We start from the raw sequence: 25,647 nt of genomic DNA on the forward strand, positions 1-25,647 counted from the left end.
CTGAACATCGCAGAGGAATCTCACACATTGGTTGACGGGCGCGCGGTGCCCACTCGTAGGATCGCAGTATGACTACTGCAGTGTTGCTGAGCATCGACAACGGGATCGCCCGAATCACCCTGAACCGGCCCGAGCGGCTGAATGCGTTCAACGACGAGATGGCTGAGGGGTGGGCGGCAGCCGCACAGGCTGCCGCCCAGTCCGACGACGCGCGCGCCATCATCATCGACGCCGCGGGCAGGGCGTTCTGCGCCGGGGGCGACGTGCAGGCGATGGCGCAGATGGACGAGCGCGCAGGTATGATCCGCGAGCTCGCACACCGCATCAACGACGGAATCCTCGCGCTGACGGAGTCGGCGAAGCCCGTCGTCGCGGCAGCCCACGGCACGACTGCGGGCGGCGGGCTCGGCATCCTCCTGTCGAGTGATTACGCCGTTATCGGTGAGTCGTCGCGCGTCGGCAGCGTCTACGGCGGCGTCGGACTCACGCCAGACCTGTCGGTGTCGGCCCAGCTCGCCGCGGCCGTCGGCGAACGCCGCGCCCTGCAACTGCTGCTGCAGGAGCGCCTGCTCTCGGCCGGCGAAGCAGTCGAGTGGGGGCTGGCCGCCGAGAAAGTCGCCGACGACAAGGTGGGGGAGCGCGCGAACGAGATCGCCGCGTTCTGGGCCCAAAACGCCCACGCGTACGGCGAAGCAAAGCGGCTCATCCGTTCCCGGCCGGAGCGCACGTTCCGCGAGCAGCTTGCCGAGGAGGCGAGCACGATCGCGGTCGCGTCGGAGAGCCCCGAGGGTGACAAGCGCATCCGGGCGTTCGCATCGCGCTAGCAGTGCAGGGCGGTCGACGCCGCGTTGGGCCTGGCTGGGTGCCGACTCGGCAACCGGCGCTGCTTTGGCCTGCGCGAGGCGGCTGGTCGGATAGTGCCCGGCGTGGCATGCTGAGTGCATGGGAAGCGGGCGTGAGGAGACAAGCCGTCAGGCGATCATCGCGATCCGCCGGGTCCGCGACAGGATAGACCGCGACTACGCACAGCCCCTCGACGTTGAAGCGCTCGCCCGCGACGCGCACATGTCATCCGGACACCTCAGCCGCGAGTTCAAACGTGTCTTCGGGGAATCACCCTACTCGTACCTCATGACGCGCCGCATCGAACGTGCGATGACCTTACTGCGGCGGGGAGACCTCAGCGTCACTGAGGTGTGTTACGAGGTCGGCGTGTCATCGCTCGGTACGTTCACAACCCGGTTCACAGACCTTGTTGGGGTCTCGCCTGGCGCCTACAAGCGCGGAAGCGCAGGTGTGGCTGCAGGGATTCCCGCCTGTCACGCAAAGCAGGCGACGAGACCGGTCAGGAATCGAGAAGTTTCTGAACGCTGAGCGACGTAGATTAAGCGCATGAACATTAGCATTCACTACGCATTCCTGCCGCACACCGATCCTGAGGCCTCGTTGAGCTTTTACCGGGACGCCCTCGGGTTCGAGGTGCGAAACGACGTCGGCTACGAAAACATGAGGTGGATCACGGTCGGCCCCGCAGGCCAGCCGGATACCTCAATCGTGCTGCACCCGCCGGCCGTTGATCCTGGCGTATCCGAGGCGGAGCGGTCTGTCATCCTCGACCTCATGGCCAAGGGGGCGTACGGCGCGCTCACGCTCGCGACTGACGACCTTGACGGCTTCTTCGCGAAGCTTGAGGCCGCGGGCGCGGACGTGGTCCAGGAGCCGATCGATCAGGATTACGGGGTGCGCGACTGCGCGTTCCGCGACCCTTCGGGCAACCTCATCAGGGTCAACCAGCGCTAAGCCTCGGCCTGCCGCTGCAGGGGTCGGCCCGCTCAGCCGGCCGCCGCTATGTCTCGCTGGGCCAGCCGGCAGGCTCAGCGTGGCGGCTCTGCCTGCCGGCCCAGCGTTCCGGCACTATGCGATGCGGTGTTCCCGAACCTCTGCTGTCGCCGAAGCGCCGTTGTTGTCGACGTAGAGCTGGCCCTCGGTGAGGGACACCGTCATCGTGTTGCGTCGCTCGAGCGTTTCGACGAGAGCGTCGATGAAGCCGAGGTCGAACGAGCGCACGACGATGGCATCTGCATTGTGGATCGTCTTGCCCGACCACGCCGCAAGCAGCTTCTCGGGTTCGCGGTGTGTGTAGACGGCGGTGCGCTCGGCGAGCTTACTGCCGAAGTGGAGCCTGTCGGCATCCGGCGCACCGACCTCGATCCAGGCCGTCGTCGCACCGGTGAGGTCGCGCACGAGCACAGCAGGCTCGTCGGTGGTGGAGACGCCAGCGCTGAATTGGATGCCCTCTTCGTATTCCAGGCAATAGGCGAGCAGACGCGTGATCATGAACCTGTCGGTCTCTGACGGGTGCCGTGCGACCCGAAGAGAAAGATCCTCGTACACCCCGCGATCCACGTCAGCCAGTTGAATGTCGAAGGTGTGCATGGTTGCGCCGATAGCCATGGTTCCCGAGTTTACCCGGGCTTGCACACTCCGGGCTCACGCACCCGCCTCTGCGCCAGACGCTACTTTCCCTGCAGAAGTACCCCTTACCAACGGTCAGGAAGGGGCGGTCTTGCAGGGAAAGTGGTGTTCGGCGGGGTAGGTCGGGCGGGATCGGCTCGGCTCGGCTCCGTGGGAGCTTGCGCCCGGCCCGGCTCAAGCCTCGGCCGCGCCAGGCCCGAGTCAGGCCCGGCCCACGCCCGCGGCATCGAGGGCAGCCGCGACCCCGCGGCGCCCCGCCTCGCCAAGCCCCTGCACCGGGTGGGGGAGGGACTCTGGCCCGACGAGCCCGAGCTCCTCTGCCACCGCGGCAACAACCCTGAGGCTCCCGTGCTCGGCGAAGAGATCCCAGAGCGGCGTGAAGCGGTCAGAGATTGCGGTTGCGGTCGCATGGTCGCCCGACTGGGCCGCACGCGTCAGATCGAGGCATTCCCTGGGTAGCACTCCCGCGAGCACGCTGTACCACGCGTCACAGCCGGTGAGGAGCGCCGCGGCGGCCGACCCGTCGCCGCTGATACCCAGCGTGACTGTGGCGGGAATGTGCTCGCGGTAGTGCGTTACCGTCGCGGTCGCTGCGTCAGCCTCTGTGGGCACGGGCGGGATCTTGATGGAGGCGACACGGGGCAGTTCGGCGATACGCCCGTGGAGCTCCAAACTGAAAGTGAATCCGGTTGTCGCGGGGTTGTCATACACCACGAGCGGGACTGAAAGCTCGGCCGCGACGCATTCGTAGAGCCCGAACACCTCGTCCTGAGTGAGCCGTTGGTACGACATCGGAGCGAGCAGCACGGCCGAGGCGCCCGCGCGTTGCGCGTTGTCAACGTTCCCCAGTACCTCGCGGGTGCTGAGCGCGCTCACCCCGATGACGACAGGCACGGTCCCGGCCGCCCGAACAGTGAGCTCCGCGACCCGGGCGCGCTCCGCGCGAGACAGATACGCGTAGCTTCCGGTCGAGCCGAGAGCCCCGATCGAGTCGACGCCGGCGTTCGCGAGCCGTTCGACGAGCCCTTCGTACGCCGCCTCGTTGACTGCAAAGCCGGCCGCAGACTTCGCCCCGACGCTCGGGCGGAGCGGCGTCAGCGGAAAGGCGCAGAGCCCAGTGAACATCATCCTTGCTTCCTCTCCGTGATACGCGACCGCACTGCCAGTGCAGCACATGCGACGACTGCGAGACCGCCGCCAACGGTCGCGAGCGTGAGCGGTTCGCCGAGCAGCAGAGCTGCCCACGCAATACTCATGACGGGCTGCGTCAGCTGCACCTGGCTGACCTTCGCCATCGGGCCGATCTCGAGCCCTCGATACCACGCGAAGAATCCGAGAAACATGCTGACGACACCGAGGTAGGAGAACGCCGCCCACTGAATCGGGGTCGCGTGTGGTGGCGTGGTAAGTACCGAAACCGTCGCCAGCGCGAGCATGAGGGGCAGGCTGAGCACGAGCGCCCATGAGATTGTCTGCCATGCGCCGAGCTCGCGGGCGAGTAATCCGCCCTCTGCGTAGCCGATTGCCGCTGTTGTGACAGCTCCAAAGAGGAGTAAGTCGTGCCACGAGAGCTGCCACGAGCTGTCGGTCTGGAGGGCAGCGAACACCACGGCGGCCAACGCCCCGAGCGCGGCTGCGACCCAGAAAGCAGTCCCGGGTCGCTCGCCGGTGCGCACGACTACGGCCATCGCCGTGGCGGCCGGCAACAATGCGATGATCACCGCGCCATGGCTCGCCGTGCTCGTCGTGAGCGCAAGCGAGGTGAGGAGTGGAAAGCCAACAACTACCCCGAGAGCGACGGCTCCGAGCCGCAGCCACTGGGGGAGGCTTGGGCGCCGCTGCCGTGTCGCACTGAGCGCGACTATTGCGAGTGCTCCGGCGACGACGGCTCTGGCTGAGGCGACAAATAGCGGAGAAAGCCCACCGAGCGCAACGGTGGTGAGCGGAACTGTGAATGAGAATGCGACGACGCCGAGAAGTCCCCAAGCTATCCCCGAGCGGGGTGTGGACCGACTGGCCGCGTCGGGGGACTCGTCCTCCTGCGAACAGAGAGGCGGGGCCGGAACTCGAGCCGGTATCAGTGGCGATGAATTGCGAGTAGCGCTACTATGATCATTCATGAATAACGATAGCAGTTCGCGAATCGTCGCGGGGCTCCTCGATTGGATTGCGAACGCTCCGTCCGGTGCGAAGCTCCCGTCGACGCGCTCACTCGTCGCCGAATATGGGGCAAGCCCGGTAACGGTTCAGAAAGCGCTGCGAACGTTGAACGCCAGGGGGCTCGTGGAAAGCCGTCCTGGTTCAGGAACCTTCGTGCGCGCAGTTCGCACCGCCCGACCGCTCGATTTCGGCTGGCAGACTGGGGCGCTGCGCTCGCCGCTTGCTCGGCTGCCCCGAGCCTCGATGACTATGCGCGATACAGTGCACGGGGCGATTGCGCTGCATGCCGGCTACCCAGACCGCGAGTTGCTGCCCGAACGGCTCGTGCGAGCAGCGCTGACGCGGGCTGCGCGCAGCGACGTCGCGGTGTCTCGCTCGCCCGTAGCGGGGCTCCCCGAACTACAGGCTTGGTTCGCGCAGGAGCTTGCCGCCGCGACGCCCATTGGTATCACGCCGCCAGCAGCGAGCGATGTTGTTGTGCTTCCCGGCAGCCAGAGTGGGTTGAGCGCGACGTTCCGCGCACTTGTCGGCGCGGGGCAACCGCTCCTTGTCGAGTCGCCGACGTATTGGGGCGCGATTCTCGCGGCGACCCAGGCTGGCGTGCGAGTCGTGCCCGTGGTGAGCGGTCAGCACGGCCCCGACCCCGAGGATCTTGCACGAGCATTCGATGAGACCGGTGCACGGGCCTTCTACGCGCAGCCGAACTATTCAAACCCGAGCGGGGCGCAGTGGTCGACGAGTCGTGCGAGCGAGATCCTTGCGGTCGTTCGCAGCAACGGTGCGTTTCTGATCGAGGATGACTGGGCCCACGATTTTGGCATTGGCAATGACCCAGTACCCGTAGCGACGCAGGACGACGCGGGGCACGTGGTCTACATTCGCTCGCTTACGAAGAGCGTTTCTCCTGCGATCCGGATCGCGGGGGTTATCGCGCGAGGACCGGTCCGAGAGCGGATTCTTGCTGAACGAGCCGCCACGTCCATGTACGTGAGCGGCGTCCTCCAGGCTGCCGCGCTCGACGTCGTCACACAACCAGGGTGGAAGACTCACCTGCGCAGCTTGCGTGATCAGCTGCGCGCACGGAGAGATCTGCTTGTCGACAGCATGGCCGAGTTTGCTGCGCAAGCGCACCTCGACTGGATTCCGCAGGGTGGCCTCAACCTGTGGTTCAGGCTCCCAGACGGCGTTGACCTGCCCGAGGTCCTGCGGGCGTGCGAGGACGAACGCGTGCTTATCGCTGCCGGCGACGAGTGGTTTCCGGCGGAGCCCGCGGGAACCTTTGTCAGGCTGAACTACTCGGGACCGAACCCTGGCGCCTTCCCAGAAGGCGCCAGGGTTATCGGCAGCGTGCTCGAGGGCTTGAGCTAGTTCGTCACCTTCCGCACTGCGCGCCCGCCCGAGTGGATGTACTTGTCGCCGTTTTCGAGCGTGTAGAACTTCACCGACGTCCATGCGCCGGGGGCTCCGACCGCGAAGAGGCCGTCGCTCACGGGGATGAGGTCGTATTCGGCTGCCGACTGCGCGACGAAGGTCGCCGCAATGCCAGTAATCCTGCTCGAGGCGCGAAGTCTGCCGCCCTCCTCGAACGTTTCCATCTCGACGCTCGCCCGCTTGTACTCCCCGACGTACTTAGAGACGTCAGTCACGAACGGTTCCTCTGGGGGAGCGAATGCGGCGGGCAGCGAGACGCCGCCGAGGGTCTCGAGGATCTCGGTGAAGAGCTCGCGGTACACCTCACGGATCGCGCCGCCGTTTGTGAGCATGACGACGGCGAGACCGGCCTCCGGGAGTATGCGCAGGATCGCGGCCTGCCCGACGGTGCCACCATCGTGACCGAATAGCCTCGTCCCGTTCCAGTCGTAGCGGATCCACCCGAGGCCCCATGAATCTCCGAGCACGGTCGTGTCGGGAATCGGCACCTGGAATTCGGTCATCTGCGTCGCGCTCTCCTCCGACAGCAGGCGGGTGCCGTCACTCGCGACACCGCCCTCGAGGTGCATTCGAGCGAACGAGAGCACGTCTGCTGCAGACGAATTGATGATCCCGGCTGGGCCGAGCGATCGCGGCAGCGACCAGCGCGGGGCGAGCAGTGGGCCGTTCTCGTCGCGGCCGAGGTGCCCGAACGCCGCCCGTTGCCTGAGGGCGTCTTCGGGAAGCGTGCTCGTGTGTTTCAGTCCGAGCGGCGTGTAGAGCCGCTCGCGCATCGCCTCGTCCCAGTTCTGGCCAGTGACGATCTCGATGATGCGCCCGAGCACCGCGTAGCCGGCGTTCGAGTACGAGAATGTCGCGCCGACGGGGTGATTCAGGGGCGCGTCAGCGAGCGACGCGACGTACTTCTCGAGGCAGTCGTCGCCGCGGCCGAGGTCGTTGTAGTTGTCGCCGTCGATGCCGTTTGTGTGCGTGAGCAGATGGTGGATCGTGATGAGTTCTGCCTGGCCCTCGTCGGCGACATTGAACCCCGGAATCACGTCCACGACCCGGGTGTCGAGCGAGAGCTTGCCCTCGTCGATGAGCTGCATCGCGACAGTCGCGGTCCAGACCTTTGTGATGGAGCCGATCTGGAAGACTGAGTCGTCGGTGGTCTCGACGCCGGTGTTGACGTTGAGGATGCCGTGGCTGGCGACGACAGGCTCCTCACCGAGGCGCAGGATTCCGAGTGTCGCGCCTGGAATCTCGTGCAGCGTCGCGAGCTCGCTGAAACGCTGCTGCCAGTGTGCGGCGTCGAGCGCAGCGGGGCGTACGGGCTTGCCCGGCTCGGGCACGTGGCGGACGACCCAGTCGACGATACGCCGGTTCCAGTCGGCGCGGTGCGAGGGGCGGCCGTTCGAGAGGAAACCGTGTGCACCGCCCGGATAGAGCACGAGTTCGGTGGGAACCTCCTGTTCGCGCAGCGCGGTGAACCACTGTTCTGCCTGGCCGACAGGGCAGCGGTGATCCTCGCCTCCATGCACGATGAGCGTCGGGGTTCGCACGTCGCCGACCTTCGAGATCGGAGACTGGAGTGCAGTGACCTCGGGGGTCTCCCAGGGCAGCGAGAGGTTCTCGAACCCCGAGATGAAGTGGCCGACGTCGGAAGTGCCCGCGAGACTCGCGAGATCAGAGACGACCCCACCCGCGACCGCCGCTGCGAAGCGCCTATCGCGCGAGGTGAGGTAGCACGTCGTGAACCCGCCATAGCTGTATCCGGTGATCGCGAGCCGGCTTGCGTCAGCGATTCCCTCCTCGACGAGCGTGTCGAGGGGTTCAAGGAAGTCGTTGGCGTCGCCGTGTCCCCAGACGCCGATGACGCCCCGCATGAACTCCTCACCGTAGCCGTCACTGCCGCGCGGGTTGAGCGTGAGCACGGCCCAGCCGCGGTTGACGAGCTCGTGGTGGTAGGCGTGCACGGTCTCGGCAGCGCCGTTCCAGGCGTTGTGCGGGCCGCCGTGCACGTCGAGCAACAGGGGCAGCGGGCCGGCAAGCGACGGATCGCGGCGCAGCCAGCCGTGCACAGTCGTGCCGTCTGAGATTGTGAAGCTGCGCGGCTCGGCCACGACGACGCCAGAGTCCTCGGGCGTGTAGCTGGTGAGTACGGTCAGCGATCCTGACCTCAGGTCGACAATTGCGACCTCACCGAAGCTCGTCTCGGTCGCGAGAATGATCGCTGCGGTCGAACCCGAAACTGACACTCCCGAAACGTTGGCTGCGCCGCCGACGAGAGCCCGGGGCGAGCCGCCTGCGGTGTCGGTGATGTAGAGGTTCGTGTAGCCGCTCTCGCGAGCGCAGAACACGAGCTCAGAGCCTGTCGATCCGTACTGTGGGAGCGCGCCCGGGTATCCAGGCGCGCCCTGCATGACGTTGCGGTCGAGCGATGCGGTGAGGTTGCGCGGCGCTGAACCGTCGACGGGTATGGCGAAGATGCTCGCGTTGCCAACCTGCGTGTTCTCGCTGCCGACGGCGAGGATCTCGCTCCCGTCTGGTGACCACGTCGTCGCAGAGAGCTGCCCGATGGCTGAGCCAACGAGGCGAGGGGCGATCTTCGCGCTGGCGGTGCTCACAACGTAGACGGCGCTCGTGAGATCGAGGTCGCTGCCGGGGGTCTTGCTGCTCGAGAAGGCGATCTGCGACCCGTCGGGCGACCAGACGGGCCTGCCTGCCAGCCAGTCTCCGGAGGTTAGCCGAAGCGTCGTGGCGTCATCGAGATCGACGACGTGGATGTGGGTACGGACTGTGCCAAGAAACCCGGAGCCGTCTGCCTTGTAGAAGAGCTTGTCGGTGACGATCGGCTTTGTCTTGAGCGTCGGTGAGGGGGAGGTTGCATCGCTTGGCGCGGCGCTCACATCGACAGGGCCGCTGAATGCAAGCTTCGAGCTCGCAGCGTTCCACACTGGCGGGCCTGCGCCAAGCGGCTGCTTCGTGACCTGTTCGGCCTCGCCGCCCGCAAGCGGGAGCACCCACAGCTGAGCCGGGCCGCTCTGGGCGCGCAGGAACGCGATCCGGGTCCCGTCTGGGCTCCACGCAGGCGCCGTGTCCGAGGTGCCGCGCGTCAGTTGGCGTGCGGGGCCGCCAGCCGTCGGCGCGATCCAGAGCGACCGCTCATCGCGATCCTCACCGCGGTTCGTGCTGCGAAGCACATACACGACCTGCGACCCGTCGGGCGACACTGTGGGTTGCTCGGGGAGCGGGTGATCGAGAAACTCGTCGGTGTGAACACGTCGCTGTGTCATTGTGTCTCCTGTCGGGGGTGCTGTGTGCGGCGGAACTGAGGGTGGCCTGCCGGGCGCTGAGTGCTCGCCGGGCCAACTGAATGTGTCACGGCTCGGGGCCGGTCGCTGTGTGAGAGTGGCCCGCGACCGGAAGGTCGCGGGCCTAGGGCATGCGGGAAACGGCGAGCATTTCGCGGTGCCAGACGCTGCGGCGGCGAGCCTCGCCAGGTGGCCGCCGCAGCGCGGTCGAGGTGTGGCGGCGTTACACGGTCACGCGGCGGCTCGTCCGCCCGCTGTTCATATACAGCGCGCGCCCGGTGCCGTCGTCGCCTGTGAAGGAGTACTGCGGCATGGTGACCTGATCGGTGCCGAGCGCGAGCACGGTGTCGTCGCGCCAGTGCGCGAGCTCGATGGGCTTCGGTGTTGCGCCGAGTTCAGCGAAGATTCCCTGGAGGTCGTGGGTGACCCAGACCCGACCGTCATCGTCCTGCGTGACATGGGTATCGGCGGCCGCGGAGCGGTAGGTGCCGACATAGCGCGACGCATCAAACCCTGTCGTTCCCTCAGACGCCTCAGGAGCTGCAGACGCCACGACGCCCGTGAGTCGCTCTATGGCTGGCAGTACGAGATCGGAGTAGAGCGCCTGCGTGCTGCCGCCGTTGGTGAGTAGCGCGATCGCGACTCCGTGGTCTGGGAAGACGCGGAAGAATGCGCTCTGGCCGAGAGTGCCACCGTTGTGGCCGATCGTGCGTCCGCCCGACCAGTCAAAGAGTCGCCAGCCAAGGCCCCAGCTGTCGCGCGAGTCGCCGAGGTCGGGGAGCAGCACCTGCGGCTCCTGCATCGCGGCGATGCTCTCGGCGCTCACGATCTGGGTGCCGTCGGGGCCGACCCCGCCGTTCAAGTGAAGCTTTGCGAAGTCCATGAGGTCCGCTGCGCTCGTGCAGAGCACTGACCCTGCGGGGGAGTGCGCGCGAATGAGCGACCATTCCTTCGCAGGCTCGGGCTCGCCGCCAGCCGTCATGGTGAGGTGCCCGACCGCGGCCCGGAAGCGAATTGCCTCGTTGGCGCCCGTGACGGCGCGCGTGAGCTGCATCGGCTCGATGAGGTACTTATGTAGGCACGCCTCGTAGTGCGCGCCGCGGAGCACCTCGACGAGTCTGCCCAACACGCAGAACGCCGCGTTGTTGTACGAGAACATTTCGCCGGGAGGGAAGATCTGGTCTGTGTCGCGGAGGGCCTCGACGAAGAGCTTCACCGCGTCTTCGCCCTCGGACGTCCCAGTGAAGACATCGCCCTCGAAGCCCGAAGTATGGGTGAGGAGGTTTCTGACGGTGATCTGCGCCGCCGCCTCAGCGCTCGCGAGGGCGAACTCGGGGAGGTAGCGCTGGATCGGGGCGTCGAGCTCAACGAGCCCCTCGTCGACGAGCTGCATGACAAGCGTCGTCGTCCACACCTTGGTGATCGACCCGACCTGGAACACAGTGTCGGTTGTCGCCTCGACTCCGGTGAGCTTGTTGATGACGCCGCCCGCAGTGGTGAAGACTTCATCGCCGTGCAGCACTGCGATCGCAGCGCCAGGCACGCTGTGCGTATCGAGCAGGCCCGGAAGCTCGGATTCAATCCACGCGCCGACCTGGGCCAGTGACTCCACCATAAAAACTCCTCCTCATCGAGAAATGCGACTCTTTCGAGCGTAAGGCGCCGCGAAAGCTTGGATCTCGTAGGACTCGACGGGAGTTGGCCGCGACATTCGTGAGATGCGACAATTCTACGTCACCCGCGGGGAACCGCTCGTGGCCCCAGCACACAGGTACGCCCCCGGCCGCGGCGTGAACCGTCGGTCGGGGGCGCTGCCCGCGGGCGCTAGTTCGCCGTGTCGACCCGCTTGCTTGCGCGGGACAGCTTCGATGGCCACCAGATCTTTTCACCAATGTCGTAGCTCAGCGCTGGTACGAGCAGCGACCTCACGATGAACGTGTCGATGAGCACGCCGAACGCGACGATGAAGGCGATCTGCACGAGGAAGAGGATCGGGATCACGGCAAGCGCGGCGAACGTCGCGGCGAGCACGAGACCCGCTGACGTGATGACACCGCCGGTGATTGTGAGCCCGCGCAGGATCCCCTCGCGGGTGCCATGCTTCACCGATTCCTCCCGGACGCGTGTCATGAGGAAAATGTTGTAGTCGATGCCGAGCGCGACGAGGAAGATGAAGCCGAAGAGCGGCACGGCCGGGTCTGCGCCGGGGAAGTTGAACACCCCGTTGAAGACGAGCGCTGAGACGCCGAGGGCGGTGCCGAACGAGAGCACCGTCGTGAGCACTAGGAGGATCGGCGCGACGATCGAACGCAACAGCAGCATCAGGATGACCAGGATGACGGCGAGCACGACTGGGATGATGAGGTTGCGGTCATGGATCGATGCGGTGTTCGTGTCGATCGCAGTTGCGGTGACGCCGCCGACGAGGGCTCCAGGAACCGCGTCAGACAGCTCTGAGCGAATCTCACGAACAGTGACTGCCGCGGCGTCCGAGTCAGCCGCCGATGTGAGCGTTGCCTGGATCATGACGTCGCCGTCGACGACTGTCGGCTCAGGAGCGGGAGTTCCGGGCGGGCCGAACGCTGAGATTCCGTCGGCGGTGATCGGTGCGGAACCGCTCGGCGAGTCTTTCGAGACGACCGATACGCCGTCGATGTCTGAGTGCGCGAGGAGCACGTCTGCGGCGGCCTGGAGCTCATCTTTCGGCACGACGACTGTCGCGGGGCTGCCTGATCCACCCGGGAAGTGCTCGCCGAGCGCGAGCTGGCCGTCGCGGGCTTCGGACGATCCAATGACGAGGTCAGATTGCGGCACGCCGACAGCGTTGAGCTGCGTGACTCCGAGTGCGCCCGCGGCGAGCACAATCGCCGTTGTCACCCAGATGGCGCGCGGGCGGCGCTTGATGAGGGCCGCGAACTTTCGCCAGATGCCGCCCGAGGGCATGCCATGCTCTGCCTCGACGACGTCGGGTTCGAACACTGGCCGGCGCGGCCAGAACGCCGCGCGGCCGAACGCGAACAGGATCGCGGGCAGGAGCGTCAGGGCCGCAAGCATCGCGAACACGATGCCGATCGCCGCGACAGGGCCGAGCGTGCTGTTCGATTTGAGATCGCTGAGCAGGAGGCACAGGAGGCCAGCGATGACTGTGCCGCCGGATGCGACGATCGGCTCGAACGATGCCCTCACTGCGCGCATCGTCGCCTGCCACTTGTCGGTGGTGATGCGGAGCTCCTCGCGGAAGCGCGCGACGTAGAGCAGGGAGTAGTCGGTCGCTGCGCCGATCACGAGGATGAAGAGGATGCCTTGGGTCTGCCCGCTCAAGAGGATCACGCCGGCTTTGGCGAGCCACCAGACGGTGAGCAGCGCAACGCACAACGCGAACATGCTCGTCGCCAGCACGGCGACGGGAAGGAGCAGGGAACGGTAGACGACGATCAGGATCAGGAACACGGCGATGAGCGCGACCCCGAGCAGGAGCCCATCGATGCCGGAGAATGCGGCAGCGAGGTCGGAGCTGAACCCGGCGGGGCCTGTCACGTAGACGTTGACGCCGCTGGGGGCGTCTGCCCGCAGTGTCTCGCCGAGTGCCGCGACGGTGTCGCCGAGGTCTGCGTCGGAGTCGATCGGCACGAAGGCCTGTGCAGCCTTTTCGTCTTCTGACGGGATTGCGGGAGAGGCCCCGTCGGTGATGCCAGGGGTGTTCGCGAGGCCCGTCAGGGAATCGGAGATCTTCGCGAGGTCTGTGTCTGTGAGTGCCGTGTCGCCCGCGAAGACGACGATCGCGGGGATCGTGTCGCTGTCGTTAAACTCAGTCAGCAGATTGCGCACCTGCGTCGCGTCGGCGGACTCGGGGAGGTACGCCGTGGGGTCGTTCGAGGACACTTCGCTGACCTTGCCGAAGTACGGGCCGCCGATTCCCGCGCCCGCGAACCAGACGAGGATAAGCAGTGCCGGGATCAGGATCCGCAGCCACTTCGGTGCGCTGCGGCGTGATCCGATGCTCTCCCCGCTTCGATGTTCGGTGTGCGTGCTCGTCATGCGATCCCCCTGCTAGCCATGCGCTTTTCTTGGTTCATTGTCGAATGTCGCTAGCTTAGCAAGAAATATCAATGGGGTGTAGTTAGTTCAGCATAAAGTATTCGAACCAGGCTACAATCGTCACATGCAGGACAAGTTCACGGGTGAGGAGCAGGACCGCTCCAACGTCTATGATCTCGACTCGAACGACCCCGAGCAGCGGCTCGTGAGCCGAACGGGCGTCGACCCCGCACAGGTGCAACACATTGGAATGCTCATGGGCGCCCTTGGGAGGCTTCGCGACGCCGAACAAGAGTTGTCCGATGCCTCGCTCAAATACATGCGGCTCAACGAGACGGACATGCGCGCGCTGCACTTTCTCATCGTTGCCGGGAACCGGGGAGACCTCGCGACTCCTGGAACGATTGCCAGCCACCTGAAGATTTCAAGCGCCTCGACAACGAAGCTGCTCGACAGGCTCGAGCGGGCCGGGCATATCGTGCGCCGAGCACACCCCACAGACAGGCGCGCGCTCGCCATCTCTATCACTCCCGAAACGCACGAAGCGGCGATGAACACAGTGGGCAAGCAACACGCAAAGCGCTTTCATGCCGCGGCTCGCCTGACCCCCGCTGAGCGTGACGTGGTGATCCGATTCCTTGACGACATGGCCTCGGAGATCAGGATTGGTTCTGACGAGTGGCCAAACCAGGACGAGGCCGGGGCGAACTAAACTCGATTCTCCTCAGGGTGATCTTCGGCTTGAGCGGGCCGCAGCCGGGTTAAGAAATCCGCGCACGCCGGTCTCGATCCGGCTACGATCCATGACTATGGGCATCGTATCGAGCGGCGACGACTCTCATCAGGCTGAGGGGCAGGGTGGCGCGGATCACGCTGCCCGCGAGCGCGAGCGGGTGCAGCAGATCCGGTGGGTCGCCCAGTCGGATAGGCCGGCGCCGATCGCTGCTTCGTCTCCAGCGGAAGCGCTTGAACTGATGAGCGCGGGCAGTCGGGCCTTCGGGTCGCTGGGGTCGACGGGCGGCGACGTTGAAATGCGCCTTGACCCCGAGGCGTTCGGCTTCGTGAACACCGGTGACGAAGACGGCATTCTGAACCAGGAGCCATTCGCCGCAGTGCTGAGCTGTTCTGATGCTCGGGTGCCGATCGAGCTTGCGCTGGGTCGCGGGGCGAACGACCTCTTCGTGGTGCGCATCGCCGGCAACGTGCCAGGCGCCGAGTGCCTTGGCAGCATGCACTACGCGTCTGAGCACCTGCCCCGCGTGCAGCTGTTTTCGGTCATCGGCCATTCTCAGTGCGGTGCCGTGACCGCCGCCGTCGACGCGTTGCTCGACCCTGCGACCTATCTCACGGTAGCCCAGCTCGCGCCTTTGCGTGAGATCGTGGATTCCCTCTTTGGCAGCGTCAGGCTCGCCGCCTATGCGATGCAGCAGGTTACCGGCGACGCAACCTTCGTCGCTGCGGCTGACTCGCCTCGGCTGCGTGAGGTGCTTATCGCGGTGAGCGCCGTCGCCAATGCGGCGCTTGGGGCCAACGTCGTCGCTCGCAATCTTGGCCGCGAGGCTGCTTTCGGTCTCTACGACCTGTCGGAACGAACCGTCGGCTCAATGCGCGCTGGCGGGTGGGAGTCGGGGATGCGGATGGCTCCTGAGACTGACGCCGAGCTCGGTGCGGTGATTCGCGAGGCTGCTGAGGGGTACCTTGCCGAGCGCACGACGGTCTCGCCCTGATTCATAGCCTCTGGCACATTGCTCCTTCACATACTCTGGCGAGGTGTGACAATGGAACCAAGTTGAAGCGTAGGAAGGAACTGTATGCGTGAGTATTCGTTCGTTCGTGTCGCGGTGAAACGTCGCCGCGAGGGATCAGTGCTGCAGAAGGACTACCGCGAGGTCATCACCGAGCAGGCCGCGAAAGGCTGGCACTTCGTTCAGGCAATCCCGCTTGAGTCGCACACAGAGCCGCGACTCGACCTCGTGTTTAGCCGAAAGGTAAAGAAATGAAACACCCACTTCGCCTTCTCCAGGCGTTCACCCTCTTCTTGGCCGGTCTGTTTGGCTTCTTCGTGTTCCTCGGCAATCTCATGGATTACGACTCAAACTTCCAGTTCGTGAAGCACGTGCTATCGATGGACACCACCTTTGAGGGCAATGCTCTTATGTGGCGCGCCATCACCACGCCGTGGGTCTGGACAGTCGGCTACATCGGCATCATCATCGCGGAAGGTGCGTTCGCTGCGATCGCGATCACAGGCGCCATCAAACTGTTCCTTCGCCGCGACGCAGACATCGCAACGTACGACAGGGCACGGGGCTGGGGATACACGGCGTACGCGCTCGGCTTCGCGATCTGGTTCATCGGCTTCATCATCATCGGCGCGGAATGGTTCGCGATGTGGCAGTCGAGCACTTGGAACGGCAAAGAGACCGCAATGGGTATCGTCACGCTCTGGGCCGGATTCGCCGTGCTTCTCGCCATGAACGAGCCCGCCCGCGATTCCGAGTCCAAGGCGTAGCGTCAGAGTGACTGTGACGGGAGGTGCGCAGGGCACGCCTGTGCCCGAGCGCGCCTCCAAACGGCGGTTCGCGCTGCAGATGCAGCAACCGCTGCCGCGCGCGACACTGTTCGACCGCACCGCGTTTCTCATCGGCACCATCGCGGCTGCCTGGCTCGCGGTGATCATATCGATCCAGAGCGTGCGCTCGCCGTGGGCGCTCCTGCTGTTCGTGCCTGTCTGGGCAATCACGGCGTATCTTGTGCTGCCGCGTCTGCATAAGATGCTGTCGGACCTCTACGTTCCGGACTATTTCTTTGGTCGCACCCGGACCGCGGACGGCCTGCTCGGCGACCCTGTGAATCTTGGTGTCGACGGTGACGGAGAACAGCTCGACACCGCGATGCGGCGTGCAGGCTGGCATCGCGCCGATGAGATCACCGTGCGGTCGACCTGGGGCATCATCGTCTCGACCCTCACCCGCAAGAGCTACCCGACCGCACCCGTCTCACCGCTCATGCTGTTTGGGCGTCGCCACGACGTCGCCTATCAACAGGAGGTCGCCGGGAACCCGAAGCAGCGCCACCACGTCAGGTTTTGGCACTGCCCACCAGGCTGGTTGCTCCCGGGTGGGGCGCAGACTGATTGGCTCGGTGCGGGTACCTACGACACTGACGTCGGATTCTCACTGTTCACGCTGCAGATCACGCACCGCATCGACGAGAACACCGACGAAGAACGAGACTTCGTCGTTGCGAGTGTGCGCGAGGCGTCGCCCGAGATCGCCACGCGCACACTCCGCGACTTCACGACTGGCTATCACGCGCGAAACGGTGGCGGCGACAGGTTTATCACCGACGGACATCTTCCAGTGCTCGATGTCACCGCGGTTACACCCGATGGCGACACTTCGGAGCGTGAACCGGTGGTGCCCCAAACCGCCCAGGACGTCGTCGACCGCGCGCCGCTGAGCATCGCCATCTCGGTGTTCCTCATCATCGTGAGCGCGATCGTCGACTTCGTAGCGGTCATGTTTGACCCCGAAGTCCGGCAGTCGTGGAACGAGGCAGCGGACTCAGGTGGGCCAATCTTTGCAGCGGCAGTCACGATCCTCGGCGGATCCCTGACGCTCGGCCAGCTCTTCCTTGCCTGGCGACTCCTCAGGCGGGGCCACCGCTCGCGAACCCTGCTCATCATTCTGCTCGCGCTGACAATCTTTGGTATCGCGGTCGGGTACGTGCAGGGCTTGGAAGCTATCGGTTTGAACGGCACGCTCTTCTCGGCCTCACTCATGTGCCTGTCGCTGCTCGCGTTGACGAGCGAATCGGCTGCCGCGTGGACGCGAGGGCGAAGGAACGCCGGCGCGCACTGACGCGCGCAAGTCCGTCGTGTCGCGCGCTGAATAGACTACGTGCTGTGAGTACCCGAGAAGCGATTGAGCGAGCGACGGCGGCAGACAGTGATGCGATTACACACCTCGTGCGTGAGGCATACGAGCCCTACGTCGAGACGATCGGCCAAGAACCAGCGCCGATGCACGCAGATTACAAGTCGGCTATCGAAGCTGGTCAGGTGCACATCTGCACGCACGATGGCGAACTCGCCGGGGTGATCGTCACCGAGGCCTCGCCTGCGCACTTCTCCATCGAGAACGTCGCGGTCGCGTCGAGCGCGCGCGGGACCGGTGTGGGTGCGCGGCTCCTTGAGTTCGCGGAAGGCGAGGCGCTTCGGCTGGGTCTCAGCGAGGTTCGGCTCTATACGAACGCCAAGATGACTGCGAACCTCGACTACTACCCCCGACGCGGGTATCGCCGTACCGGACGACGTATCGAGGATGGCTACGATCGCGTGTTCTTCGCGAAGACGCTCTCCACCACGTCTGCGCCGGCGGCAGAGCAGCGCCTCAACGAGTTCGGTCAGCCGATCGGTGCTGCCGTGAACCGCGTGCTTCCTGCGCCGGCACCCGGCCGTGTCACCCTGATCGGGGAGCACTGCAGGCTCGAGCCCCTCGATCCCGACGCTCACGCAGCTGGGCTCTACGCAGCCTTCGCGGCGGCGCCAGATGCGAGTGACTGGACATACATGCCGGTTGGGCCGTTCGCATCAGAGGCGGACTACCGCGCATGGGCCGACGTCGCAGCGCTCGCTCAGGATCCGCTGCAGTTCACCGTCGTCAGCATCGCCACGGGCGAGCCCCTCGGAACGCTGTCACTGTTGCGGCAGGACCCGAAGAACGCTGTCGTCGAGGTCGGGTTCGTCGCCTTCTCCCGGGCGATGCAGCGTACGCCCTACTCCACCGAGGCTCACTTTCTGTTCATGCAGTATGTCTTCGACGAACTGGGCTATCGCCGTTACGAGTGGAAGTGCGATGCGCTCAACGAGCCGTCGAAGCGTGCGGCGGAGCGCCTCGGGTTCAGCTTTGAGGGCACCTTCCGGCAAGCGACTGTCTACAAGGGCCGCTCACGCGACACAAGTTGGTTCTCGATCATAGACACTGAATGGCCCGACCTCCGAGCCGAGTTCACTCGTTGGCTGGCCCCCGAAAACTTTGACGAGGCGGGTGTGCAGCGGACGCCGCTGCGGACCCGATCCTGATTGGCGGCTGGCCCCTGGCCCATGGGCCCCTGGCCCTGGCCCCCGGCCCCTGGCCCTGGCCCCTGGGCCCCGGTCGGCCCGTCTTCGCGCTCCTGGCATCGGCACCCCTGCCGGTGAGCGCACACAGCGGAAGTGGGCAGCGCACAACCATGTGATCTGCTGAAGATATGCTCGGCGCCGCGGTGTGCTGCATAGGGAATGCCGATCCCATGGTTAATGGCTGCGGCTGTGGCTGTGGCTGTGGCTGCGTGGCCCTCCAGCCACAACTACGCAGGCTGCCTGGCCCCGAGGGCCCGGCGCACCCCAGCGGCTGCAGTCCGGCCGGCGCGATTCGCCCCGATGGTGCTCGCAGACGGCCCATAGCCAACGAGCTGCACGCGTTCATCCGCGACGGCCCCGGTGCCGCGCCCCTCGCGATCGAGCTGGATGCCGCCCGCCGGGCTGCGCAGTTGCAGCGGCGCGAGGTGCGCGATTGCGGGCCGAAACCCCGTCGCCCAGATGATCGCGTCGACGGCCTCGAAGGAGCCGTCGTGCCAGCGCGCACCGGTCTGTTCAATGCGTTCAAACATTGGGCGCCGTGACGCGTAGGCCCCGAGCCACTCCGCCTCCCGTTCCTGCTCGCGGAGGGCGAGGCCTGTGACGCTCACCACGCTCTCGGGCGGAAGCCCCTGGGCGACGCGCTGCTCGACGAGTGCGACGGCGGCGACGCCGGCCTCCGGCGTGAAATCGTCGGTGCGCCACACGGGTTCGCGCCGCGTCACCCACACGGTGTCGGTGATCGGGGCGATCGCGCCGAGGAACTGCACCGCAGATGCGCCTCCGCCGACGACGAGGGTGCGTTTGCCGCGAAAGTGCTCGGGCCCGGGGTAGGCGACGGTGTGAAACTGTTCGCCGCGAAACGTCTCAGCGCCAGGGTAGTGGGGGATGAATGGCTGCGTCCACGTGCCAGTCGCGTTCACAATTGTGCGGGCCCGCCACGAGCGCTCGCCCGCGTGCACGGTGAGGATCCCGTCGTCGCCTGACTCGACCCGCTCCACCTTGACTGGGCGAACCACAGGCAACTCGTGCTCGGCCTCGTAGCCCGCGAAGTACTCAGGGATTGCGCTGTTTGCACGCTCTCGGGTGAGTGGTGGGGGAACGGATCCCGGCAGCTCGGCGACACCGTGCACGTCGCGCATAGTGAGTGCGTCCCACCTGTGCTGCCACGCGCCGCCAGGGTGCGCGTTCGCGTCGAGCACGACGTGCTCGATCCCGAGCCGAGACAGGTGATACGACGCCGAGAGGCCAGCCTGGCCAGCCCCGATCACGATGCTGTCAAGGACTCCGTCTGCCTGTGTCACCGCGCTAGGCCTTGCGTTGGCGCACTGGGTGCTCGCTCAAGATCGAGATGCGGTTGAACAGGTTGATCGTTGCAGCAACCCATTCGGCCGCAACGAACGTCTCGTCTCCGAGCACGGTTCGCGCCCCGAATAGATCGGCCTGCGCCTCCTCTGTGAGCGGCAGTTGAGTCGCCGCTTCTGCAACCGCGAGGACCGCGCGCTCGCGCTCGCTGTAGATGTCGGCTTCGCGCCAGGCTGGCAACAGATCGAGGTGCTGCTGGGAAACGCCGGCCTCGCGCGCTTCTTCAGTGTGCAAGTTCAAGCAAAACGCGCACCCGTTGAGCTGCGAGGCTCGCACCTTGATGAGTTCGCCCTCGATGAGCGAGAGGCCGCCGTCGGCGGCCGCCTGCGCAATGGCCTGCGAGTATGCGCCGGCTGCCTTCCACGCCTGGGGCGCGACCTTGTCGAGATACGGGCGCATGTTGCTCCTCTTTCGCCTACGTGTGCAGCGTTGTGAACTCACAGCGCTACCTCCACTCAACCAGAGCGCAAAGCTTGCGTCACGTATTCCCGTGCATTCAGTCGGGCAGGCCCTGCGCGCCCCCGAAAGAAGGCGGTAGCTCCGGCGCGCCAAGCAGCGCGACGAGCAGCCGATCCACTGCCAGGCGGTCGAGGCCTGCCCGGCTAAGCGCGCGCAGAAGAACGGCGCCGATGAGCGCGTCTGCGATCTCGTCAACGGGGGCATCCTCACCGAGCAGGGGAGTGGTGCCGCGGCCAGCGCGCAGCCGTGCCGAGAGCGCACCCGAGCCCGAGATTGAGTCGCGCAACCTGCGTCCGACCTCAGCGTTCTCGGTCGCGGCGGCGATGAGCGAGCGAACGAGACCTTCGCCGTGCTCACCCTCGATGAGTTCGCCGATCGCGGTGAGCCAGGTGGCGAGGTCGGCCCGCACGTCGCCAGTGTCGGGAACCGAGAGCCTGCCGGGAAACACGAGGCCTTCGAGGAGGCACTCAGCGAGGATCGCGCTCTTTGACTTCCACCACCTGTAGATCGTCTGCTTGCCGACTCCAGCGCGTGCTGCGATGCCCTCGATCGTGAGGTTGTCGTATCCGCGCTCGACGAGGAGTTCGACTGCGGCGGCGAGAATCGCCTGCCTGGCGACCTCGCTCCTGATGGGGCCGCTGCGCGACGACTGACCCCCGCGGGCGGGCGGATTTTCGGGCCCCGAGTCGGCCGCGGTGGAACGCGGGGGACGGGACGGCTGTGCCGCAACCATGAATCCTCCAGGCTAGACGAGACGGTTCGTGTAATCTTACGGTGTTTGTCGATGCCGACGGCGGCCAGGATACCGCGGTCGCCTCGCACCAGGGTTGAGGAGACCACTATGGCCGAGCTGCTACACCGCCTCGGAACGTTCGCCGCGCGGCGCGCCTGGGTAATGATCGTCGCCTGGGTCGCGATCCTCGGAATTGCAGGCGGCGGCTTCGCGATTGGCTTCAAAGGGCTGAGCTCAAGCTTCGACGTGCCAGGAACCGCGTCGGGGGAGGTGCTTGAGGAACTCCAGGACTCGCTTCCAGACTTCGCAGGCGCCTCGGGGACCGTTGTCTTTCACAGCGACGACGGCTCGGAGCTCACCGACGACCAGCGGGCCGAAATCGTCAGGGTCGCCGAAGAAGCGAAGGGCCTCCCAGATGTCGCCGATGTCATCGACCCGTTCGACGCGGAGCGCCAGCTCGCCGATCAACGCGCCGAGCTTGCGGACGGCAAGGAACAGATTGCCGCAGGCCGCGAGCAGGCCGAACAGGGGCAGCGACAGCTTGACGCCGGGCTCGCGCAGCTCAACGCAGGCCAGGCTCAGCTCGACGCCGGAAAAGCTCAACTCGAGGCGGCTGGCCTCCCCGCAGAAATGCTCGCCGCGCAGCTCGCTCCGCTCGAAGCGCAGCAGGCGCAGCTCGACGCTGGCCGCGCTGAGCTTCAGGCTGAGCAGCAGCAGCTCACCGAGGGGCTCGCGACGCTCGACGAGAACGAAGCACGACTCGAGACAGGTGCAGAACTCGCCTCGTACGTCGAGGGCATCCGTCTCGTCTCGGAGGACGGCGCCACTGCGCTCGTGAACGTCTCATTCACCGAGCCCCGCCTCGACCTCCCGCAAGAGTCGAAAGACGCGATTATCGAGCACTTCGAATCGAACCCGATCGAGGGGGTTGGCGTCTCGTTCTCAACCGACATCTCGCAGGGCGTCCCCGAGATCCTCGGCGTCGGCGAGGTCATCGGCGTCGCAATTGCCGCGATCGTGCTGGTCGTCGTGCTCGGCTCCCTGCTCGCCGCGTCCTTCCCGATCGTGACCGCCCTCGTCGGAGTCGGCATCGGCGCGATGGCGACGCTCGCGTTCTCTGGCGTCACGCAGATGGCGTCAGTCACCCCGATCCTTGGCGTCATGCTCGGGCTTGCCGTCGGTATCGACTACTCCCTCTTCATCCTCTACAGGCACCGGAAGCAGCTGCTCCAGGGTGCCGACGTGGTCGAATCGATCGGCCTCGCAAACGGCACCGCAGGCAACGCGGTTGTCTTTGCCGGTGCGACGGTGATCGTTGCGCTGTTCGCGCTCAACGTGAGCGGCATCCCATTCCTCGGCCTCATGGGCACAGCCGGCGCTGTGAGCGTGGCCGTCGCGGTGCTCATCGCTGTCTCGCTGACACCCGCGCTCCTCGGCCTCGCAGGGCGCAAGCTCCTCGGGCGCCGTGCGCGCGCGACAGCCGAGGCGGCAGCCGCCGCGGCCGCACACCCGGCGCCAGAAGTACTCGACGGCACCGTGACAACGCAACCGTCCCGCGCGCTGAAGCCGATGTCGAACCTGCGGGCCGTGCTGACTGCGGTTGTTGCCGTTGCCGTGCTGCTTGTCCTCGCGATTCCGTCGCTCTCGATGCGCCTTGGGCTGCCCGACGGCGGATCCGAATCAGCAGGCTCAAGCGCCCACACCGCCTACACCCTCACGAATGAGGCCTTCGGCGAAGGCGCGAACGGTACGCTGCTCGTGACAGCCGATCTCCCAGACGGCCTTGACGATGACGCCGTGCTTGGGGCTCAGGCCGCCGTCGCCCGCGAGCTCGCAGCGAATGCAGATGTCGTCGCGGTCGCACCCGTCGCTGTCTCAGATGACAACAGCCTCGCCGCATTCCAGGTGATCCCCGCTGAAGGCCCGAACAGTGAGTCTACCGACGCCCTCGTGCGTGAGCTTCGCGAGCTGCCGCCAGTGAACTTCACGCTCGACTCGGGCGAGAGCGGTGAGGCTGCGCTCGGCGTCGCCGGTCAGGCCGCGATCAACATCGACATCTCCGAGGGTCTGAACGACGTGCTGCCGCTCTATCTCGCGGTCGTAGTCGGCCTCTCATTCATCATCATGGTGATGGTGTTCCGCTCGCTCCTCGTGCCGCTCATCGCGACCGGCGGTTTCGTGCTCTCGCTGTTCGCAACCTACGGTGCGGTCACCGCAGTGTTCCAGTGGGGCTGGTTCGGCGACCTGCTCGGGGTGCACAACCCCGGCCCAATTCTGAGCTTCCTGCCCGTCATCCTCGTCGGGATCCTGTTCGGCCTCGCGATGGACTACCAGCTGTTCCTTGCGACGGGAATGCGCGAGGCGTTCGTGCACGGAGTGCCCGCTCGGCTCGCCGTCGCGCAGGGGTTCCGTGCAGGGCGGACGGTCGTGACGGCGGCGGCCATCATCATGGTGGCCGTGTTCGGCGGATTCATCGCCTCAGACTCGGTGATGATCAAGTCCATGGGTCTCGGCCTCGCGCTCGGCGTGCTGTTTGACGCCTTCATCGTGCGGATGCTCCTCGTGCCCGCGCTCATGCACCTCGTTGGTGGCGGGGCGTGGTGGCTGCCGAAGTGGCTCGACAAGATCATCCCGAACGTCGATGTTGAGGGTGCTGCGCTCGAGCGGCGCCACGCTCTGCAGCACTAGCACGGGGCCTGGCGGCTCGGGCTCGGCCGGCTCGGCCGCCCCATCCCCACTCCCAGCCCCCACTCACCTCCGAGCTGGCAGTTGTTGTCGCTTCCCGACTCGGCAAGCGACAACAACTGCCAACTCAGGGGCGTGAGGCCGGGGCTGGCCTAGGACTGGGCTGGGCCGTGCCCAGGGCCAAGGGCAGGGGGAGGGGCCAGGATCCGAGTCGAGACACCAAGAACCGGCGCCGCGCCGAGGCCCGGGGCGACCGCACCTAAAGGCGACCGCACCTAGCCGCGGCGGCTGACCCTGGCAGCCCAGCGGCCGTCCCTGTGCTCGATGTCGATCGGGTAGTCGAAGCTCTCCGATACGAGCTCTGACGTCAGCGTCTCGTTGACGCCGCCGGCTGCGAGCAGTGTGCCGTCTTTGAGGAGCATCGCGTGCGTCGTTGAAGCTGGCAGCTCTTCGAAGTGGTGTGTGACGAGGACGGTGGCGAGCTCTGGGTGCGACGTGTGGAGATCGTCGACGGTTTCGAGGAGCTGTTCGCGTGCCGCAACGTCGAGCCCCGTCGACGGCTCATCGAGCAGTAGCAATGGCGGCTCGGTGAGTAACGCGCGTGCGATCAGTGCCCGACCGCGCTCGCCCTGTGACATTGTCGGCCAGCGCACTTCAGTTCGATTGCCGAGCCCGAGGAGGTCGGCGAGGTAATCCGCTCGCTCGACGAGCTCGGGGGCTGGCTGCCACCCCATCATGAGCTCGGTCGTGCCAGTCGCGCCGGTGAGCACGACCTCGCGCACGGTGAGGGGCGAGCGCAGCTTGTGGCGGGGGTTGACGTGCCCGATGTGCTCGCGCAGCCTGCGGATCTCGACGCGCCCAAGCTGTTGCCCAAGCACGTGGACGGTGCCGCTGGTTGGGTGATGCTCGGCGCCACAGAAGCTCAGGATCGTGCTCTTGCCAGCCCCGTTGGGCCCGATGAGCGCCCAGTGCTCGCCAGCCCGGATGCCGAACGAAACGTCGTGCAGGATCGTGCGCCCCTCGCGCACGAACCTCACGTCGGTCAGGCGCAGCACCTCGCCCGCGCTCACAGGCCCGCCGCCGGGCTCGATGTTGGCTGGGCTGGGGTGGTTCGGGATCCCGAATCCGATCCCGGTGAGGTGAGCGCGTCGCCGAGGGAGCGCAGGTGGGCCCGCGCAACCGATGCCGCGCGGGCCGCGTCGCGGGCCGCGATCGCGTCGGCGAGGTCGACGTGGTGGTCGTGATCTTGTGAGCCGCTGAAATCGTTGCTGCCGAACGAGCCGCGCAGGCGCAGCATCTCGATCATTGCGGGGCGGATGCGGGGCGTGAATCCGTCGAACAGTTCGAGCAGGATCGGGTTGCCCGCTGCCTGCACCACGGCCCGGTGAAAGGCGGTGTCGGCGTCGACGTGCGCCGCGATGTCGTCGCGCTGTTCCGCGCGCGCGTCGAGGGTGCGCCGGATCGCGCGCAGGTCGGCTGGCGTGCGGCGGTGTGCGGCGAGCTCGGCGCTTTCGGCTTCGATTGCGGTGCGCGCTTCGATGACGGCAAGGATGTCTGAGCGCCTGAGCACGAGGTCCCAGTCATCGCGGACGTCGAGCGCGGTGACGAAGACGCCAGCCCCTTGCCTGGACGTGAGGACTCCGAGGCCAGCGAGCTGGCGGATTGCCTCGCGTGCTGTCGAGCGGCCGACGCCGAGCTGCGGGGCGAGCGTGGTCTCGCCTGGCAGCTTCGCGCCGAGTTCCCACTCGCCCGCGCGGATGCGGTTGAGGAGTACGTCGGCTGCTTGGTCGGCGAGCGAGGATCGTTGTACCTGGGCCATGACTCTCGAATCTGTCTGGTGCGCACTCTTCCCAAAGTGCGCTACTTGTCTGAGGAGTTGTGTTACA

The 25,647-nt window shown here is 66.2% G+C and carries 22 protein-coding genes; 11 read left to right on the top strand and 11 right to left on the bottom strand.

Translation table 11 applies throughout. The features are described from left to right. Positions 1-68: 68 nt before the first annotated feature. The 3 genes from KI794_RS04145 to KI794_RS04155 all read left to right on the top strand — a co-directional run bounded on the left by KI794_RS04145 (position 69) and on the right by KI794_RS04155 (position 1,800). Positions 69-824 carry an enoyl-CoA hydratase/isomerase family protein gene (locus KI794_RS04145; protein WP_119283187.1) on the top strand — a complete coding sequence of 252 codons (756 nt, stop codon included), beginning with the start codon at positions 69-71 and terminating at the stop codon, positions 822-824. 118 nt (positions 825-942) lie between these two features. Next, positions 943-1,374, top strand: a complete 432-nt coding sequence (locus KI794_RS04150) for a helix-turn-helix transcriptional regulator (protein ID WP_255809251.1) — start codon at positions 943-945, stop codon at positions 1,372-1,374. 18 nt (positions 1,375-1,392) lie between these two features. Beyond that, on the top strand, positions 1,393-1,800 hold the full coding sequence (locus KI794_RS04155; protein ID WP_119283185.1) for a VOC family protein: 408 nt from the start codon (positions 1,393-1,395) through the stop codon (positions 1,798-1,800). A gap of 114 nt (positions 1,801-1,914) precedes the next feature. Here the strand turns inward: KI794_RS04155 and KI794_RS04160 are convergent, their stop codons facing one another. From KI794_RS04160 to KI794_RS04170, 3 genes are all read right to left on the bottom strand, one after another. Next, on the bottom strand, positions 1,915-2,454 hold the full coding sequence (locus KI794_RS04160) for a YaeQ family protein (protein WP_119283184.1): 540 nt from the start codon (positions 2,452-2,454) through the stop codon (positions 1,915-1,917). A gap of 222 nt (positions 2,455-2,676) precedes the next feature. Further along, positions 2,677-3,600 carry a dihydrodipicolinate synthase family protein gene (locus tag KI794_RS04165; protein WP_255809730.1) on the bottom strand — a complete coding sequence of 308 codons (924 nt, stop codon included), beginning with the start codon at positions 3,598-3,600 and terminating at the stop codon, positions 2,677-2,679. Continuing rightward, positions 3,600-4,595 (bottom strand): DMT family transporter, encoded by a 996-nt coding sequence (locus KI794_RS04170; protein WP_255809253.1) that lies wholly within the window; start codon positions 4,593-4,595, stop codon positions 3,600-3,602. Before KI794_RS04170 ends, KI794_RS04165 begins: the two co-directional genes overlap by 1 nt. On the opposite strand from KI794_RS04170, the gene KI794_RS04175 reads away from it, so the two are divergent. Beyond that, positions 4,594-6,003 (top strand): aminotransferase-like domain-containing protein, encoded by a 1,410-nt coding sequence (locus tag KI794_RS04175; protein ID WP_119283182.1) that lies wholly within the window; start codon positions 4,594-4,596, stop codon positions 6,001-6,003. The genes KI794_RS04170 and KI794_RS04175 overlap by 2 nt on opposite strands. On the opposite strand, the gene KI794_RS04180 is transcribed toward KI794_RS04175, so the two are convergent. The 3 genes from KI794_RS04180 to KI794_RS04190 all read right to left on the bottom strand — a co-directional run bounded on the left by KI794_RS04180 (position 6,000) and on the right by KI794_RS04190 (position 13,397). Next, positions 6,000-9,341 carry a serine hydrolase gene (locus tag KI794_RS04180; protein WP_255809255.1) on the bottom strand — a complete coding sequence of 1,114 codons (3,342 nt, stop codon included), beginning with the start codon at positions 9,339-9,341 and terminating at the stop codon, positions 6,000-6,002. The two genes, KI794_RS04175 and KI794_RS04180, sit on opposite strands and share 4 nt — an antisense overlap. Before the next feature lie 241 nt (positions 9,342-9,582). Further along, positions 9,583-10,974 carry a serine hydrolase domain-containing protein gene (locus KI794_RS04185; RefSeq protein WP_255809257.1) on the bottom strand — a complete coding sequence of 464 codons (1,392 nt, stop codon included), beginning with the start codon at positions 10,972-10,974 and terminating at the stop codon, positions 9,583-9,585. 209 nt (positions 10,975-11,183) lie between these two features. Beyond that, the gene (locus KI794_RS04190; RefSeq protein ID WP_255809259.1) at positions 11,184-13,397 is read right to left on the bottom strand and encodes an MMPL family transporter; all 2,214 of its coding nucleotides are present in this window, start codon (positions 13,395-13,397) and stop codon (positions 11,184-11,186) included. Positions 13,398-13,521: 124 nt separating this feature from the next. On the opposite strand from KI794_RS04190, the gene KI794_RS04195 reads away from it, so the two are divergent. The 6 genes from KI794_RS04195 (at position 13,522) to KI794_RS04220 (ending at position 18,483) form a co-directional block, all read left to right on the top strand. Then, entirely contained in the window at positions 13,522-14,109 is a 588-nt protein-coding gene (locus tag KI794_RS04195) for a MarR family winged helix-turn-helix transcriptional regulator (RefSeq protein WP_255809260.1), read from the top strand. A 91-nt stretch (positions 14,110-14,200) separates the two neighbouring features. Next, on the top strand, positions 14,201-15,124 hold the full coding sequence (locus KI794_RS04200) for a carbonic anhydrase (protein ID WP_255809262.1): 924 nt from the start codon (positions 14,201-14,203) through the stop codon (positions 15,122-15,124). An 84-nt stretch (positions 15,125-15,208) separates the two neighbouring features. Further along, positions 15,209-15,397, top strand: coding sequence for a DUF4177 domain-containing protein (locus KI794_RS04205; RefSeq protein WP_255809263.1), 189 nt, complete (start codon positions 15,209-15,211; stop codon positions 15,395-15,397). Next, positions 15,394-15,909 (top strand): DUF2165 family protein, encoded by a 516-nt coding sequence (locus KI794_RS04210; protein WP_119283176.1) that lies wholly within the window; start codon positions 15,394-15,396, stop codon positions 15,907-15,909. The genes KI794_RS04205 and KI794_RS04210 overlap by 4 nt, the downstream gene beginning before the upstream one ends. Positions 15,910-15,916: 7 nt before the next feature. After that, positions 15,917-17,260 carry an LssY C-terminal domain-containing protein gene (locus tag KI794_RS04215; RefSeq protein WP_255809264.1) on the top strand — a complete coding sequence of 448 codons (1,344 nt, stop codon included), beginning with the start codon at positions 15,917-15,919 and terminating at the stop codon, positions 17,258-17,260. A 44-nt stretch (positions 17,261-17,304) separates the two neighbouring features. Next, the gene (locus KI794_RS04220) at positions 17,305-18,483 is read left to right on the top strand and encodes a GNAT family N-acetyltransferase (RefSeq protein WP_255809265.1); all 1,179 of its coding nucleotides are present in this window, start codon (positions 17,305-17,307) and stop codon (positions 18,481-18,483) included. A 266-nt stretch (positions 18,484-18,749) separates the two neighbouring features. On the opposite strand, the gene KI794_RS04225 is transcribed toward KI794_RS04220, so the two are convergent. The 3 genes from KI794_RS04225 to KI794_RS04235 form a co-directional block, all read right to left on the bottom strand. Further along, complete coding sequence (locus KI794_RS04225) at positions 18,750-19,823, bottom strand: NAD(P)-binding domain-containing protein (RefSeq protein WP_255809266.1); 1,074 nt, start codon at positions 19,821-19,823, stop codon at positions 18,750-18,752. A gap of 4 nt (positions 19,824-19,827) precedes the next feature. Next, entirely contained in the window at positions 19,828-20,283 is a 456-nt protein-coding gene (locus KI794_RS04230) for a carboxymuconolactone decarboxylase family protein (RefSeq protein ID WP_119283174.1), read from the bottom strand. A 97-nt stretch (positions 20,284-20,380) separates the two neighbouring features. Further along, positions 20,381-21,076, bottom strand: a complete 696-nt coding sequence (locus KI794_RS04235; RefSeq protein ID WP_119283173.1) for a TetR/AcrR family transcriptional regulator — start codon at positions 21,074-21,076, stop codon at positions 20,381-20,383. Between the two features lie 108 nt (positions 21,077-21,184). Between KI794_RS04235 and KI794_RS04240 the strand changes: the two genes are divergently transcribed. Further along, on the top strand, positions 21,185-23,764 hold the full coding sequence (locus KI794_RS04240) for an MMPL family transporter (RefSeq protein WP_255809267.1): 2,580 nt from the start codon (positions 21,185-21,187) through the stop codon (positions 23,762-23,764). 272 nt (positions 23,765-24,036) lie between these two features. On the opposite strand, the gene KI794_RS04245 is transcribed toward KI794_RS04240, so the two are convergent. Beyond that, positions 24,037-24,831 (bottom strand): ABC transporter ATP-binding protein, encoded by a 795-nt coding sequence (locus KI794_RS04245; RefSeq protein WP_255809268.1) that lies wholly within the window; start codon positions 24,829-24,831, stop codon positions 24,037-24,039. After that, entirely contained in the window at positions 24,828-25,580 is a 753-nt protein-coding gene (locus KI794_RS04250; protein ID WP_119283170.1) for a FadR/GntR family transcriptional regulator, read from the bottom strand. Before KI794_RS04250 ends, KI794_RS04245 begins: the two co-directional genes overlap by 4 nt. Positions 25,581-25,647: the final 67 nt, after the last annotated feature.

Source organism: Leucobacter aridicollis (assembly GCF_024399335.1).
In the GTDB taxonomy this organism is placed as follows: Bacteria; Actinomycetota; Actinomycetes; order Actinomycetales; family Microbacteriaceae; genus Leucobacter; species Leucobacter aridicollis_A.

What these genes read in the sequence shown, in the direction of transcription:
- KI794_RS04145 (WP_119283187.1), top strand. Translation starts at nt 69, where the DNA reads ATGACTACTGCAGTGTTGCTGAGCATCGACAACGGGATCGCCCGAATC.
- KI794_RS04150 (WP_255809251.1), top strand. Translation starts at nt 943, where the DNA reads ATGGGAAGCGGGCGTGAGGAGACAAGCCGTCAGGCGATCATCGCGATC.
- KI794_RS04155 (WP_119283185.1), top strand. Translation starts at nt 1,393, where the DNA reads ATGAACATTAGCATTCACTACGCATTCCTGCCGCACACCGATCCTGAG.
- KI794_RS04160 (WP_119283184.1), bottom strand. Translation starts at nt 2,454, where the DNA reads ATGGCTATCGGCGCAACCATGCACACCTTCGACATTCAACTGGCTGAC.
- KI794_RS04165 (WP_255809730.1), bottom strand. Translation starts at nt 3,600, where the DNA reads ATGTTCACTGGGCTCTGCGCCTTTCCGCTGACGCCGCTCCGCCCGAGC.
- KI794_RS04175 (WP_119283182.1), top strand. Translation starts at nt 4,594, where the DNA reads ATGAATAACGATAGCAGTTCGCGAATCGTCGCGGGGCTCCTCGATTGG.
- KI794_RS04170 (WP_255809253.1), bottom strand. Translation starts at nt 4,595, where the DNA reads ATGAATGATCATAGTAGCGCTACTCGCAATTCATCGCCACTGATACCG.
- KI794_RS04180 (WP_255809255.1), bottom strand. Translation starts at nt 9,341, where the DNA reads ATGACACAGCGACGTGTTCACACCGACGAGTTTCTCGATCACCCGCTC.
- KI794_RS04185 (WP_255809257.1), bottom strand. Translation starts at nt 10,974, where the DNA reads ATGGTGGAGTCACTGGCCCAGGTCGGCGCGTGGATTGAATCCGAGCTT.
- KI794_RS04190 (WP_255809259.1), bottom strand. Translation starts at nt 13,397, where the DNA reads ATGACGAGCACGCACACCGAACATCGAAGCGGGGAGAGCATCGGATCA.
- KI794_RS04195 (WP_255809260.1), top strand. Translation starts at nt 13,522, where the DNA reads ATGCAGGACAAGTTCACGGGTGAGGAGCAGGACCGCTCCAACGTCTAT.
- KI794_RS04200 (WP_255809262.1), top strand. Translation starts at nt 14,201, where the DNA reads ATGACTATGGGCATCGTATCGAGCGGCGACGACTCTCATCAGGCTGAG.
- KI794_RS04205 (WP_255809263.1), top strand. Translation starts at nt 15,209, where the DNA reads ATGCGTGAGTATTCGTTCGTTCGTGTCGCGGTGAAACGTCGCCGCGAG.
- KI794_RS04210 (WP_119283176.1), top strand. Translation starts at nt 15,394, where the DNA reads ATGAAACACCCACTTCGCCTTCTCCAGGCGTTCACCCTCTTCTTGGCC.
- KI794_RS04230 (WP_119283174.1), bottom strand. Translation starts at nt 20,283, where the DNA reads ATGCGCCCGTATCTCGACAAGGTCGCGCCCCAGGCGTGGAAGGCAGCC.
- KI794_RS04235 (WP_119283173.1), bottom strand. Translation starts at nt 21,076, where the DNA reads ATGGTTGCGGCACAGCCGTCCCGTCCCCCGCGTTCCACCGCGGCCGAC.
- KI794_RS04240 (WP_255809267.1), top strand. Translation starts at nt 21,185, where the DNA reads ATGGCCGAGCTGCTACACCGCCTCGGAACGTTCGCCGCGCGGCGCGCC.
- KI794_RS04250 (WP_119283170.1), bottom strand. Translation starts at nt 25,580, where the DNA reads ATGGCCCAGGTACAACGATCCTCGCTCGCCGACCAAGCAGCCGACGTA.